This window comes from Histidinibacterium aquaticum, assembly GCF_008710275.1.
GTDB classification, from domain to species: Bacteria; Pseudomonadota; Alphaproteobacteria; order Rhodobacterales; family Rhodobacteraceae; genus Oceanicola; species Oceanicola aquaticus.
Genome location: NZ_VYQE01000004.1, coordinates 208351 through 220871, shown reverse-complemented (window position 1 = coordinate 220871; position 12521 = coordinate 208351). Strand labels below are relative to the sequence as shown.

13 protein-coding genes are annotated in these 12521 nt (G+C 64.0%); 7 read left to right on the top strand and 6 right to left on the bottom strand.

Translation table 11 applies throughout. The annotated features are described in order from the left end of the window. Positions 1-58 precede the first annotated feature (58 nt). Genes rph through hemW form a run of 3 tightly spaced genes read left to right on the top strand, consistent with a single transcriptional unit; the run spans position 59 to position 2518 of the window. Positions 59-769: a ribonuclease PH gene (gene rph, locus F3S47_RS13730; protein WP_150445851.1), complete on the top strand. Its 711-nt coding sequence runs from the start codon at positions 59-61 to the stop codon at positions 767-769. Then, entirely contained in the window at positions 769-1377 is a 609-nt protein-coding gene (gene rdgB / locus F3S47_RS13725; RefSeq protein ID WP_150445850.1) for an RdgB/HAM1 family non-canonical purine NTP pyrophosphatase, read from the top strand. Before rph ends, rdgB begins: the two co-directional genes overlap by 1 nt. Next, positions 1370-2518 (top strand): radical SAM family heme chaperone HemW, encoded by a 1149-nt coding sequence (gene hemW / locus F3S47_RS13720; RefSeq protein ID WP_150445849.1) that lies wholly within the window; start codon positions 1370-1372, stop codon positions 2516-2518. Before rdgB ends, hemW begins: the two co-directional genes overlap by 8 nt. On the opposite strand, the gene F3S47_RS13715 is transcribed toward hemW, so the two are convergent. From F3S47_RS13715 to rho, 6 genes are read right to left on the bottom strand one after another with little or no spacing between them, the layout of a single operon-like run. Beyond that, positions 2515-3402 (bottom strand): ParB/RepB/Spo0J family partition protein, encoded by an 888-nt coding sequence (locus tag F3S47_RS13715; RefSeq protein WP_150445848.1) that lies wholly within the window; start codon positions 3400-3402, stop codon positions 2515-2517. The genes hemW and F3S47_RS13715 overlap by 4 nt on opposite strands. Positions 3403-3412: 10 nt before the next feature. Then, the gene (locus tag F3S47_RS13710) at positions 3413-4210 is read right to left on the bottom strand and encodes a ParA family protein (RefSeq protein ID WP_150445847.1); all 798 of its coding nucleotides are present in this window, start codon (positions 4208-4210) and stop codon (positions 3413-3415) included. Beyond that, positions 4203-4817, bottom strand: coding sequence for a 16S rRNA (guanine(527)-N(7))-methyltransferase RsmG (rsmG, locus tag F3S47_RS13705; protein ID WP_150445846.1), 615 nt, complete (start codon positions 4815-4817; stop codon positions 4203-4205). Before rsmG ends, F3S47_RS13710 begins: the two co-directional genes overlap by 8 nt. Then, entirely contained in the window at positions 4814-6688 is a 1875-nt protein-coding gene (gene mnmG / locus F3S47_RS13700) for a tRNA uridine-5-carboxymethylaminomethyl(34) synthesis enzyme MnmG (RefSeq protein WP_150445845.1), read from the bottom strand. Before mnmG ends, rsmG begins: the two co-directional genes overlap by 4 nt. A gap of 2 nt (positions 6689-6690) precedes the next feature. Next, positions 6691-7968 carry a tRNA uridine-5-carboxymethylaminomethyl(34) synthesis GTPase MnmE gene (mnmE, locus tag F3S47_RS13695; protein WP_150445844.1) on the bottom strand — a complete coding sequence of 426 codons (1278 nt, stop codon included), beginning with the start codon at positions 7966-7968 and terminating at the stop codon, positions 6691-6693. A 31-nt stretch (positions 7969-7999) separates the two neighbouring features. Beyond that, complete coding sequence (rho, locus tag F3S47_RS13690) at positions 8000-9274, bottom strand: transcription termination factor Rho (RefSeq protein ID WP_150445843.1); 1275 nt, start codon at positions 9272-9274, stop codon at positions 8000-8002. A gap of 533 nt (positions 9275-9807) precedes the next feature. On the opposite strand from rho, the gene F3S47_RS13685 reads away from it, so the two are divergent. The 4 genes from F3S47_RS13685 to dnaQ are packed head-to-tail and all read left to right on the top strand — an operon-like array spanning position 9808 to position 12521. Next, positions 9808-10407 carry a Maf family protein gene (locus tag F3S47_RS13685; RefSeq protein WP_150445842.1) on the top strand — a complete coding sequence of 200 codons (600 nt, stop codon included), beginning with the start codon at positions 9808-9810 and terminating at the stop codon, positions 10405-10407. Beyond that, complete coding sequence (locus F3S47_RS13680; protein ID WP_150445841.1) at positions 10404-11237, top strand: shikimate dehydrogenase; 834 nt, start codon at positions 10404-10406, stop codon at positions 11235-11237. Before F3S47_RS13685 ends, F3S47_RS13680 begins: the two co-directional genes overlap by 4 nt. Beyond that, positions 11234-11836 (top strand): dephospho-CoA kinase, encoded by a 603-nt coding sequence (gene coaE, locus F3S47_RS13675; RefSeq protein WP_396280042.1) that lies wholly within the window; start codon positions 11234-11236, stop codon positions 11834-11836. Before F3S47_RS13680 ends, coaE begins: the two co-directional genes overlap by 4 nt. After that, on the top strand, positions 11829-12521 hold the full coding sequence (dnaQ, locus tag F3S47_RS13670) for a DNA polymerase III subunit epsilon (RefSeq protein WP_150445840.1): 693 nt from the start codon (positions 11829-11831) through the stop codon (positions 12519-12521). The genes coaE and dnaQ overlap by 8 nt, the downstream gene beginning before the upstream one ends.

Here is a 12521-nt window from a genome sequence, read left to right as displayed (position 1 = left end):
GTTGGAAATGCGATGGGCGGGATTTAGGGGTGTCGCGACCATATGCAAGGAGTGGATCATGCGGCCATCGGGGCGGTCCCTGGACCAGATGCGCACGGTTTCGATCGAGACAGGCGCCACGAAACATGCCGAGGGATCCTGCCTGATCCGCGTCGGCGACACGCACGTCCTGTGCACCGCCAGCGTCGAGGATCGGCCGCCGCCGTTCCTGAAAGGGTCGGGGCTCGGCTGGGTCACAGCCGAGTATGGCATGCTGCCCCGGTCCACCGGCAGCCGGATGCGGCGCGAAGCGGCCTCGGGCAAGCAGGGGGGTCGGACCGTCGAGATCCAGCGACTGATCGGACGGTCGCTCCGGGCCGGAGTCGATCGCGTGGCGCTGGGTGAGCGGCAGATCACCGTCGATTGCGACGTCCTGCAGGCCGACGGCGGCACGCGTTGCGCCTCGATCACCGGCGGCTGGGTCGCCCTGCGGCTCGCCGTCAACAAGCTGATGAAGGCCGGGGACGTGATCTCCGACCCACTGAGCGAGCCGGTCTCGGCCGTGAGCTGCGGTGTCTATGCCGGGCAACCGGTGCTCGACCTGGACTACCCCGAGGATAGCGAGGCGGGCGTCGACGGCAATTTCGTGATGACCGGCGCACGGCTGATCGAGGTGCAGATGTCGGCGGAGGGAGCGACCTTCTCGAAGGCCGAGATGGAGCAGCTTATCGCGTTGGCGGAACAGGGGACCTCCGAACTCGCTGCAGCGCAGAAAGCGGCCGTAGCCTGATGAGGCGTTTCGAGGGAGATCGACTGGTCGTCGCGACGCACAACCGCGGCAAGCTCGAGGAGATCGCCGCGCTGCTGGAGCCCTATGGTATCTCTATCAGTTCCAACGCCGATCATGGTCTTCCGGAGCCCGAGGAGACGGAAGAAACCTTCGCGGGCAACGCCCGGATCAAGGCACATGCCGCCGCGAAGGCGACCGGGCAACCGGCGCTCGCGGACGACAGCGGATTGACCATCGATGCGCTCGAGGGCGATCCCGGCGTTCGAACGGCCGACTGGGCCGAGACGCCGAACGGACGCGATTTCGTCATGGCGATGGAGCGGGCATGGCGAGAGCTCGAGGAGCGGGGCGCCCCGGAACCGCGGCGCGCGCAGTTCCGCTGCACCCTCGTGCTCGCATGGCCGGACGGGCACGACGAGGTCTTCGAGGGCATGATGCCCGGACGCATTGTCTGGCCGATGCGGGGCGAGCAGGGACACGGCTACGATCCGATCTTCCAGCCGGACGGGCACGAGATGACCTTTGGCGAGATGAATCGCTGGGAGAAGAACCGGATGAGCCACCGTGCCCGTGCCTTCGAGGCATTGATTGCAGGCTGCTTTGGCTGAGACCTGGCAAGAGGGGGGCTTTGGCCTCTACGTCCATTGGCCGTTCTGCCAGGCCAAGTGTCCGTACTGCGACTTCAATTCCCATGTCGTGTCTCACGTCGACCAGCAACGATGGAGCCGGGCCCTCGCCTCCGAGATCGCGCGAAGCGCGGAGGAGACGGGCCCCCGGGTCCTTCGTTCGATCTTCTTCGGGGGCGGAACGCCGTCGCTGATGGCGCCCGAGACCGTTGACCAGGTGATCCGTTCGGCCAGGGAAGCCTGGCCCTTCGCCAACGACATCGAGATTACACTGGAGGCGAACCCGACCTCCGTGGAAGCAGGACGGTTCCAAGGCTACCGGGACGCCGGCGTGAACCGCGTCTCCCTCGGGGTCCAGGCCCTCAACGATACCGATCTGAAGCGGCTCGGCCGATTGCACTCGGCGCAAGAGGCCCGGGCCGCGTTCGACATCGCGCGGGCCGTCTTTGACCGAGTGAGCTTCGATCTGATTTACGCGCGCCAGGACCAGAGCGCCGCCGACTGGGAGGTTGAGTTGACGGAGGCCCTGTCCATGGCCGTCGATCACCTCTCGCTCTACCAATTGACAATCGAGGACGGCACTGCCTTCGGCGACCGGTACCGGAAGGGTGGTCTACGCGGCCTGCCGACCGAGGATATCGCGGCCGATCTCTGGGATGTGACCCAGACGCTCTGCGGCGAGGCCGGTTTCCCGGCCTACGAGATTTCGAACCACGCGCGGCCGGGCGCCGAAAGTAACCATAACCTCATCTACTGGAGGGGAGGGGACTACGTTGGCGTCGGTCCCGGCGCGCACGGGCGTCTGACCCTCAGCGGCGGACGCGTGGCGACCGAGGCCGAACGACTGCCCGGGGCGTGGATCGACAAGGTCGAACGGCTTGGAAATGGCGAGGTTGAGCGCGACCGTCTGAGCCGGGAGACGCAACTGGACGAACTGCTGCTCATGGGGCTGCGGGTTTCGGAGGGAGTCTCCGTTAAGCGTTTGGAAGATTTAAGTTTTTCGGTGTCCGGGACCAAGGCCTTGGTCGAAGAAGGGTGGCTCGAGATCGAAGGGGGCCGCCTCCGCGTCTCGACTGCCGGACGACCCCTCCTCAACGCCGTGCTGCGCCGCCTGCTCGCCTAGAAGCCGGACAGCGTGCGCAGAAGATCGTCGAGCTGACCGAAATTCGCGTACCGGATGGTGACGGTCCCGCCCTCGGTTCCCTCCTTGTGGTCGATCTCGACCTTCATCTTGAGAGCAGCCGCCAATTCGGCCTCGATTTGACGGGTGTCGGCGTCCTTCTCCTTGCGGGAGGAAGAACCGGTGGGCCCCGTGGACTTCGGCGCCTTGGTCAGTTTTTCGGCCGCACGGACCGACAGGCCTTCCTTGACGATTCGGGCCGCCAGGGCTTCGGAATCCTCGCGCCCCACAAGCGTCCGCGCGTGACCGGAGCTGAGCTTGCCCTCGATCATCAATTCGCGGACCGCATCCGGAAGGGTCAGCAGGCGCAGCTGGTTCGCGATATGGCTTCTGCTCTTGCCGAGCGCGGTCGCGAGTTGGTCCTGGGTGTGACCGAACCGGTCCATGAGCTGCCGGTAGCCGGAGGCCTCATCGACCGGGTTGAGATCGGCGCGCTGGATGTTCTCGATGATCGCGACCTCGAGGACTTCCGTATCGTCGAATTCCCGGACGATGACCGGAACTTCGTGCAACTGCACCTGCTGCGCAGCACGCCAACGGCGTTCGCCCGCGACGATCTCGAAGTCGCCCTCGGTCCGGGGGGAGGGGCGCACGATGAGGGGCTGGATGATGCCCTTCTCCTTGATCGACGCGGCAAGCTCGCTCAGGGCATCCGGATTGAAGCTCCGCCGAGGCTGCTCCGGGTTCGGATGCACCCGCTCAAGCGGCAGGAGGCGATCGGCCGTGCGCGGCGCATCGGCGGAGGCCTGAGGGCCGGTGTCGACATCCGCCATGAGCGCGGACAACCCGCGACCCAGGCCGCGGTTCTTCGGGCGAGTTTCGGCCATGCCAGTCCTCCTAGGTGTCGCGGGCTATAAGTTCTGCAGCGAGGGCTTTGTACGCCTGTGCCCCGCGGCTGCTTGGATCGTAATCGAGGACCGGCATCGCGAAGGACGGGGCTTCGGACAGGCGGACGTTCCTCGGGATGACCGTCTCGAAGACAAGCTCGCCAAGGTTTTCCCGCGCGTCCTCTTCAACCTGTTGTGCCAGGTTGTTGCGCTTGTCGTGCATGGTCAGCGCGACCCCTTCTATTCGAAGGCCGGGATTCGCGCGTTCACGGACATCGCGAATCGTCAGCATCAGCTGCGAAAGGCCTTCGAGCGCGAAGAATTCGCTCTGCAGGGGCACGATGACCGAGTGGGCGGCAACGAGCGCGTTAACGGTCAAAAGGTTCAGCGAGGGCGGACAATCGATCAGGACGTAGTCCAGGCCAAGCTTATCCATCGCTGGCTGGCGAAGCGCGTCGTGCAGGAGGTAGCTGCGCTTCTCATTCGAAATCAGTTCGATATCGGCCGAACTGAGGTCCGTCGTCGCCGGGATCAGCCAGAGGTTCTGCACATCCGTTTGCCGAGCGGCGGAGGAGGGCGCCGCTTCGTCCATCAGGATGTCATAGCTGGAGACCATCCGCTTGTCCGGCTCGACGCCCAGCCCGGTCGAGGCGTTCCCCTGCGGGTCGATATCCACGAGGAGGACTTTTTTTCCCGCCCGCGCCAGTGCAGCGCCAAGATTTATCGCCGTAGTCGTCTTGCCGACGCCACCTTTCTGGTTCGCAATGGCGAAGATCCGCGGGCCACGCGGTCTGGTAGGGTCAGACACGGGCGATCCTTTCGACGATAAGTACTGCTGCCTCTGGCTGTGTCATACTGCGTCTTTCGGTCAGCTCAAAGTGCCAGTCGCGCCGAGCGGTAGAAATTTCGTCCTGGCGTGTTGCGCCCTTAAGAAACATCGCCCTTCCGTTAGCCGCGAGGTGGCGGGACGCCATCTCCAGGAGCTTCGGGAGAGGGGCCAGCGCGCGAGCGGAGAGAACCGACGCGTTCGCGGGGGGAAGATCTTCGATGCGTTCGGCTTCCACCCGAGCTTGAAGGTCCAGCTCACGGATTGCGGTGCGCAGGAAAGTCGACTTTCGCCGGTCGGACTCCACGAGCGTCATCCCCGCGACCTCCAGCTCCCGCCGAAGGATAGCGATCACCAGGCCGGGGAAGCCGCCTCCGCTTCCGAGGTCGACCCAGTCGGGATTGAGGAGGGGAGCGTGCAGGGCGAGTTGCGCCGAATCGAGGATGTGACGGTTCCAGATATCGTCGATTGTCTGTGGTGCGACGAGATTTATCGCCTTTGACCACTTGATCACGAGGTCGCGGAGCGCGGACAGCCGTTCCTCTGTTTCACGTGAAACATTGAGCCCCGGCAGGAGCTCAGTGCTCACGAGGCCTTGGCGACTTCCTGCCGCCTGATCCGGGAGAGGACGAGAAGGAGCGCCGCCGGCGTGATGCCATCAACCCGTGAAGCCTGGCCAATCGTCGATGGACGAACCTTCGAGAGCTTCCCCGCCAGTTCGTTGGAGAGGCCGTTGATGGAATGGAAGTCCATATTTTCCGGAATAGCTCGGCCTTCATCCCGGCGAAGCGCCGCGACGTCCTGAGCTTGACGCTCGATATACTGAGCGTAAAGCGCGTCCCTCTTCAGCTGGACCTGGATGTCGGGGGTAATTTCCCCGAGCTCCGGCTCAAGATTGACGAGGTCCTCAAAGTCCAGGTCGATCAACGCGAGCGCTTCCTCGCCGTTCTTCGCCGGACCGTTACGATTCAGCTTGGCCCCCGTATCCGCGATTTTCGCTGCCGGGAACGAAAGGTGCCGCAGCTTCCTCTTGCCCGATTCGAGCGCAGAGCGCTTCCCATCGAATACCGTCCACCGAGCATCGCCGACGCAACCGATCTCCCGCCCCCATGCCGTCAGCCGCTGGTCGGCGTTGTCCGCACGGAGAGAGAGGCGGAACTCTGCCCGCGAGGTGAACATCCGGTAGGGCTCGGTGACCCCTCGAGTCGTCAGATCATCGATCATGACGCCGATATAGGAGTCAGTCCGCGAAAACATGACAGCGTCGGAGCCCTTCGCTCGCGCCGCAGCGTTGAGGCCCGCGACGAGCCCCTGCGCGGCCGCTTCTTCGTAACCCGTGGTCCCGTTGATCTGACCTGCGAGGAAGAGACCTGGAGCTGCCCGCAGCTCAAGCGTGGCCCGTAGGGCGCGGGGATCGACGTAATCGTACTCGATCGCGTAGCCCGGCTGCCGGATCTCCGCGTTCTCAAGGCCCGGTATCGTGCGAACGTAGGCTTCCTGGATATCCGCGGGGAGGGAGGTCGAAATTCCGTTCGGGTAGACCGTGTCGTCCTCAAGCCCTTCGGGCTCAAGGAAGATCTGGTGTGAGGATTTGTCTGCGAATCGGACAACCTTGTCCTCGATGGATGGGCAGTACCGGGGGCCGACGCCTTGGATGTGCCCGCCGTACATCGCCGATCTGTCGAGGTTCGCGCGGATGATCTCGTGCGTTTCGGTCGTTGTATGTGTGATCCCGCAAGCGACCTGGCGCGCCCTGGGTGCCTTCGACAAGAAGGAAAACATGACGGGCTCGTCGTCTCCGGGCTGCACCTCGAGGGCATCCCAGTTGATGGTCCTCCCATCGAGCCGGGGAGGCGTACCCGTCTTGAGCCGGCCCAAAGGAAGACCGAGCCCCTCGATCCTCTCGGCCATCTTGACCGACGGCGACTCGCCCATCCGGCCCCCCGGCCGAGAGACGTCACCGATATGGATTACACCTCGCAGGAACGTCCCCGTCGTCAGGATGACCGCGCGGGCGCGCATTTCGGAGCCGTCTGCAAGAACGACACCGATGACCTCATCACCGGACATCATGAAGTCGACGGCCTCACCTTCAACGATAGAAAGCCCCGGCTGGGTGGCAGTTTCACGTTGCATGGCCGCCCGGTACAGCGCCCGGTCGGCTTGTGCCCGCGGTCCTTGGACCGCCGGTCCTTTTTTCCTGTTGAGAAGGCGAAACTGGATGCCGGCGGCGTCCGCCACGCGTCCCATCACGCCGTCCATCGCATCTATTTCCCGAACGAGGTGCCCTTTGCCAAGCCCGCCGATGGCGGGGTTGCAGGACATCACGCCCAACGACTCCTTCGTCAGCGTCACGAGGGCTGTGTCGGCACCCATGCGAGCAGAGGCGTGGGCCGCTTCGGCACCGGCGTGCCCGCCACCGATGACGACAACATCAAAATCGTGTTTCACGTGAAACATCCTCATTTGCCGATGCAAAAGCTGGAGAAGATCTCGTCAAGCAAGTGCTCCACGTCAACCCGTCCAACGAGTTCGTCAACCGCCCGCAATGCTTCGCGGACTCTTTCAGCCAGGAGGTCCGGAGCAATTGGAAGTTCATCGATCCGTTCACGAATCTCTTCGATCGCCTCGACCGCTCGCTGCATCCCCAGGCGGTGCCGCTCCCGCATCGCCACTCCCGACCCGAGGCTGAGCGGCTCCAGCCGTCGCGCCACTTCCGCAACGAGCTCATCGAGCCCATCCCCGGAGACCGCGGAAATCGAGAACTCGCCCCGTTTCTCGATATCGGCTTTCGTATGAACGATGATCTCCGCCTCGGTGCCCTCCGGCTCTTTTTCCCCCGGAGCCACGAGGAAGATCCGAAGGTCGGCATCCCTCGCCCTAGCCCGTGCGCGGTCGACACCGATCTTCTCAACGGGATCCTCGGTTTCTCGAAGCCCCGCGGTATCCAGTAGCGTGACCGGCAAGCCAGCCAGCTCCATCTGAACTTCGATCACGTCGCGTGTGGTGCCGGCAATATCGGAGGTGATCGCAGCCTCACGACCTGCCAAGGAATTGAGCAAGGTGGACTTTCCGGCGTTGGGAGCGCCCATGATCGCGACCTCGAACCCATCCCGAATTCGTTCCGCGACCACCGATCCTGCGATCTCCTTGCGAAGTTCGCCCTCGACCGATGAGAGGCACGCCTCCACCTCCGGACCAACGTCTTCGGGAACCTCTTCGTCGGCAAAGTCTATCGTCGCTTCGATGAGCGCAGCCGCCCGGATCAGCTGCCCTCGCCAGATTTCCGCACGTTCGCCCAAAGCCCCGCGAAGGGCGAGAACTGCTTGGCGTCGTTGGCTTTCGGTTTCGGCCTCGATCAGGTCAGCCAGCCCTTCGACCTGGGCCAAGTCCAGACGTCCATTGTCGAATGCCCGTTGCGTGAACTCGCCCGCCGTAGCCGCCCTGAGACCGGAAACCTCTCCGAGGGCTCTGAGAACACTGGCGATCACTGCCTGGCTACCGTGAAGATGCAGCTCCGCCACCGGCTCCCCGGTAAAGCTGGCGCCATGTTCAAAGGTCAGAACAAGTGCTTCATCGAGAACGTCATCGCCTCTCCGGAGCCGCCGAAGGCTACGGCCCGGGCAGGGCAGGGGGCCTGCAAGCGTCTCGGCAGCCGAAATCGCCGCCGGTCCGGAGATCCGAACCACGGCAACACCCGCCCGCCCCCGGGCACTCGCAAGGGCAAAGATCGTATCCATCGTCCCTTCGCACCGCCGCAGCGGTCCCAGGTCAGGTGTTCATGGAGTCGAAGAACTCGGAGTTCGTCTTCGTCTGCTTCAGCTTGGACAGGAGGAACTCGATCGCGTCGGTCGTCCCCATCGGATTGAGGATTCGGCGAAGGACGTACATCTTCTGCAGGTCCGCCTTGTCGACGAGGAGGTCCTCTTTCCTGGTCCCGGACTTCAGAATGTCGATGGCCGGGAAGACGCGCTTGTCCGCGACCTTCCGGTCCAGAACGATCTCGGAGTTGCCGGTACCCTTGAATTCTTCGAAGATGACCTCGTCCATCCGGCTGCCAGTATCGATCAGCGCCGTCGCGATGATCGTCAGCGAGCCGCCTTCCTCGATGTTCCGCGCCGCACCGAAGAACCGCTTCGGACGCTGCAGCGCGTTGGCATCGACACCGCCCGTCAGCACCTTGCCCGACGAGGGCACCGTGGTGTTGAAAGCCCGGCCGAGACGCGTGATGGAGTCCAGAAGAATGACGACGTCTCGCTTGTGCTCGACGAGGCGCTTGGCCTTCTCGATCACCATTTCGCTGACGGCAACGTGACGCGAAGCCGGCTCGTCGAAGGTCGAGCTCACGACTTCGCCCTTCACAGAGCGCTGCATGTCGGTAACCTCTTCCGGCCGTTCGTCGATCAGAAGGACGATCAGGTAGCACTCGGGATGGTTCTTCTCGATCGAGTGCGCGATGTTCTGCAGCAGCACGGTCTTACCGGTCCGCGGCGGCGCGACGATCAGGGACCGCTGCCCCTTGCCGATCGGTGACACGAGATCGATGATCCGCGCAGACCGGTCCTTCGTCGCCTGCTCGGTCTCGATCTCCATGGTCAGACGCTCGTCGGGGTAGAGCGGTGTCAGGTTGTCGAAGGCCACCTTGTGGCGCGCCTTCTCCGGCTCTTGGAAGTTGATCTTCTCGACCGAGATCAGCGCGAAATAACGTTCGTTGTCGGAGGGCTCCTGGATCACACCCTCGACGGTGTCGCCGGTCCGCAGGGAGTACTGCCGGATCATGTCGGGGCTGACGTAGATGTCGTCCGGCCCTGGCAGGTAGTTCGCTTCCGGCGAACGCAGGAAGCCGAACCCGTCCTGGAGAACCTCGAGGACACCGTCGCCACCGATCGCCCAGTCCTCGTCGGCCCGTTCCTTAAGGATGGCGAACATCATGTCGCCCTTCCTCATCGTAGAGGCATTCTCGACTTCGAGTTCCTCGGCCATGGCGAGGAGATCCTTGGGGCTCTTGGCCTTCAGGTCGGCAAGGTTCAGTCGGTGCTGGGACATCGGCATCTTTCGCGACCGCACCACGCCCATGCGAGGAAGGTCGTCTCAAATCTATCGTGGGAAAGTCTCACGCCCGGACGGGCATTGATTTCGATCTAGGCGCTTCCGGTCGCGCTGTCAATTCCGAGGCGTCCAGCACTCCGAGAGCCAGTCACCTCCTTCCTATCAAGGAAAATAGAAAAGAAGGATTTAGTAGTAGGGGACAGGGGACAGATCCGCACTCCCAGATTCTCCCCCGCTTTGCCCACAGGCCAAGCCGAGACATTCCTCGCTGCTAAAGCAGGTATCTATGAGTTTTTATAAAATAGTTCAGTTGTTTACTGACCATCCTCTCGGTCACAGAGCCACGACTTTTGGCTTGACCTGTTATAGCGCCCGGTTTGATCCACACCCTTGATCTGTCCTTTGCCCCCGTGGATGACTTGTGGCAGCGTCCGCTGAACGTCGCGCCGTTGTCCTCAACCGGGCCCGGGCGCGGCCCTCAACCGCGGATACTCCTCAGTCCGTCCCGACGACATTCACAGGTTACCCACATGGCTCAGGAGATCATTCTCGCCTCGGGCTCTGACATTCGCGCAACACTTCTGCGCAACGCAGGGCTCTCCTTCACCGTCGACCCCGCGAGGATCGACGAATCGGCGATCCGCGCCGGTCTCGAAGCGGAGGAGGCTCCGCCGCGGGACATCGCCGACACCCTGGCCGAGATAAAAGCGAGCCGGGTCGCCGCGAAGCATCCCGAGGCTCTCGTTATCGGTTGCGACCAGATTCTGGAGCATCGCGGGACCTGTCTCGCGAAACCGGCCACCCCCGACGAGGCGCTCGCCCAGCTTCGCGCGCTTTCGGGCGACCGGCACACTCTTCTCTCCGCGGCAGTCATCGTGGAGGAGGGACGGCCCGTCTGGCGCCACGTCGGCCAGGTCCACCTGACAATGCGGCAGCTCTCGGACGACTACCTTCAAGACTACGTGGCCCGGAATTGGGAGAGCATCCGCCACTCTGTGGGTGCCTACAAGCTTGAGGAAGAAGGCGTCCGGCTCTTCACCCAGATCCATGGCGACTACTTCACGGTCCTCGGCCTGCCGTTGCTCGACCTCTTGTCTTACCTGGTCCTTCGCGGAACAGTGCCCGCATGACAAAAAGGACGATCCCCCTGGCCGGCGTCATCGGCCATCCCATCGCCCATTCGAAAAGCCCGCGCCTGCACAAGCACTGGCTGCGCCGCTACGGGATCCCGGGGGACTATGTTCCCCTCGATGTGGCCGAGGCGAACCTGGAGGAGGTCGTTCGCGCACTTCCAAAGGCCGGTTTCGTCGGCGCGAACGTCACGATCCCACACAAGGTCAATGCACTCTCACTCGCGGATCAGGTCAGTGATCGGGCCACCCTGATCGGGGCCGTCAATACGCTCACCTTCCTGGAAGACGGTCGCATCCTCGCCGACAACACGGACGGCTACGGCTTCATGTCCAACCTCCGTCAGAATGCGCCGAGCTGGGATCCGAAGAGCGGGCCGGCCCTCGTCTTCGGCGCGGGCGGCGCGGCGCGGGCGGTGATCTCCGCACTGTCCGATGCCCAGGTCCCCGAGATCCTCCTGGCCAATCGGACACGTCCCAAGGCAGAGGCGCTGCGCGACGAGTTCGGTGCGCGGGTCACCGTCATCGACTGGGTCCGCGCCTCGGAATGTCTCGGTGAGGCTGCTCTGGTTGTGAACACGACATCCCTCGGGATGGAGGGCGCGTCGGAGTTCCGTGTGCCGCTGGACGGGCTTCAGAAGGACAGCGTCGTGACCGATCTCGTCTACGCTCCGCTTCGGACGACCTTGCTTCAATGCGCGGAAGAGGTGGGCTGCGTCACGGTCGACGGTCTCGGCATGCTCCTTCACCAGGGCGTTCCGGCCTTCGAACGCTGGTTCGGGCAGCGACCGGAGGTCGACGAGGCGACCCGCGCGGCGGTGCTGCCATGATGTCGCGTCCCTGGGCCTTGGGCCTGACCGGATCGATCGGGATGGGGAAATCGACAACGGCGCGGATGTTCCGCGACGAGGGCCTCCCGCTGTGGGATGCCGACGCGGCGGTTCACCGGCTCTACGCCCAGGGCGGACCGGCGGCGGGGCCGGTCGGGCAGGTCTTCCCTGGGGCCATCGTCGACGGCGCAGTCTCCCGGCCGGCGCTCAAGAGGCTGATCGCCGAGGATCCCTCGGTCCTCAAGAAGGTCGAAGCCATCGTGCATCCGCTCGTCGCCGCTGACCGACAGGCGTTTCTCGACGGGACCGACGCGGACATCGTGGTCTTCGACGTCCCGCTTCTCTTCGAGACCGGCAGCGAGGGCTGGTTCGACAGCGTGCTCGTGGTGACCGCTCCGCTCGACGTCCAGAAGGAACGGGTCCTTTCCCGCCCCGACATGACGGACGCGCATTTCGTGTCGTTCCTCAATCGGCAGATGCCCGACGCCGAGAAACGCAAGCGCGCGGACCACGTCATCGAGACGCTGACTCTTGAGGCTGCACGCGAGGACGTGCGAAACCTCATCTCGGACCTCAGGGAGCGGATCGCCCATGCGTGAAATCGTCCTCGACACCGAGACGACGGGCTTCGAGCCGGATGATGGCGACCGGATCGTCGAGATCGGCGCTGTCGAGCTGAAGGGACACGTCCCGACCGGCCGGACCTATCACCAGTACATCAATCCCGAGCGGTCGATGCCGCAGGGTGCGTTCGAGGTGCACGGCCTCGGCGACGACTTCCTGCGGGACAAACCGGTCTTCGCCGCCATAGGACAGGCGTTCCTCGATTTCGTGGGCGACGCGAAGCTGGTGATCCACAACGCCGCATTCGACATGAAATTCCTCAACGCCGAGCTGCGCTGGTGCGGATTGCCGGGCCTGCCGGACGACCGCGCCATCGACACGCTCGCCATCGCGAAGCGCAAGTTCCCGGGGAGCCCGGCCTCGCTCGACGCGCTTTGTCGCAGGTTCGCGATAGACAACTCGTCGCGTGTCCTGCACGGCGCGCTGCTCGACAGTGAAATCCTGGCCGAGGTCTATCTGGAGCTCATCGGCGGCCGTCAGCCGGACTTCGCCCTCTCGGTCGGCGTCGGAGCGCCGGGAGCGGAGGCCGAGATCGGCACCTGGCGCCCGCGTCCGCGACCGGAACCGCTTCCGTCGCGCCTCACCAAAGAAGAAGCCGCCGCCCATTCTGCCTTCGTCGAGGCGATGGGCGACGGCGCGCTTTGGTCGAAATACGGCTGA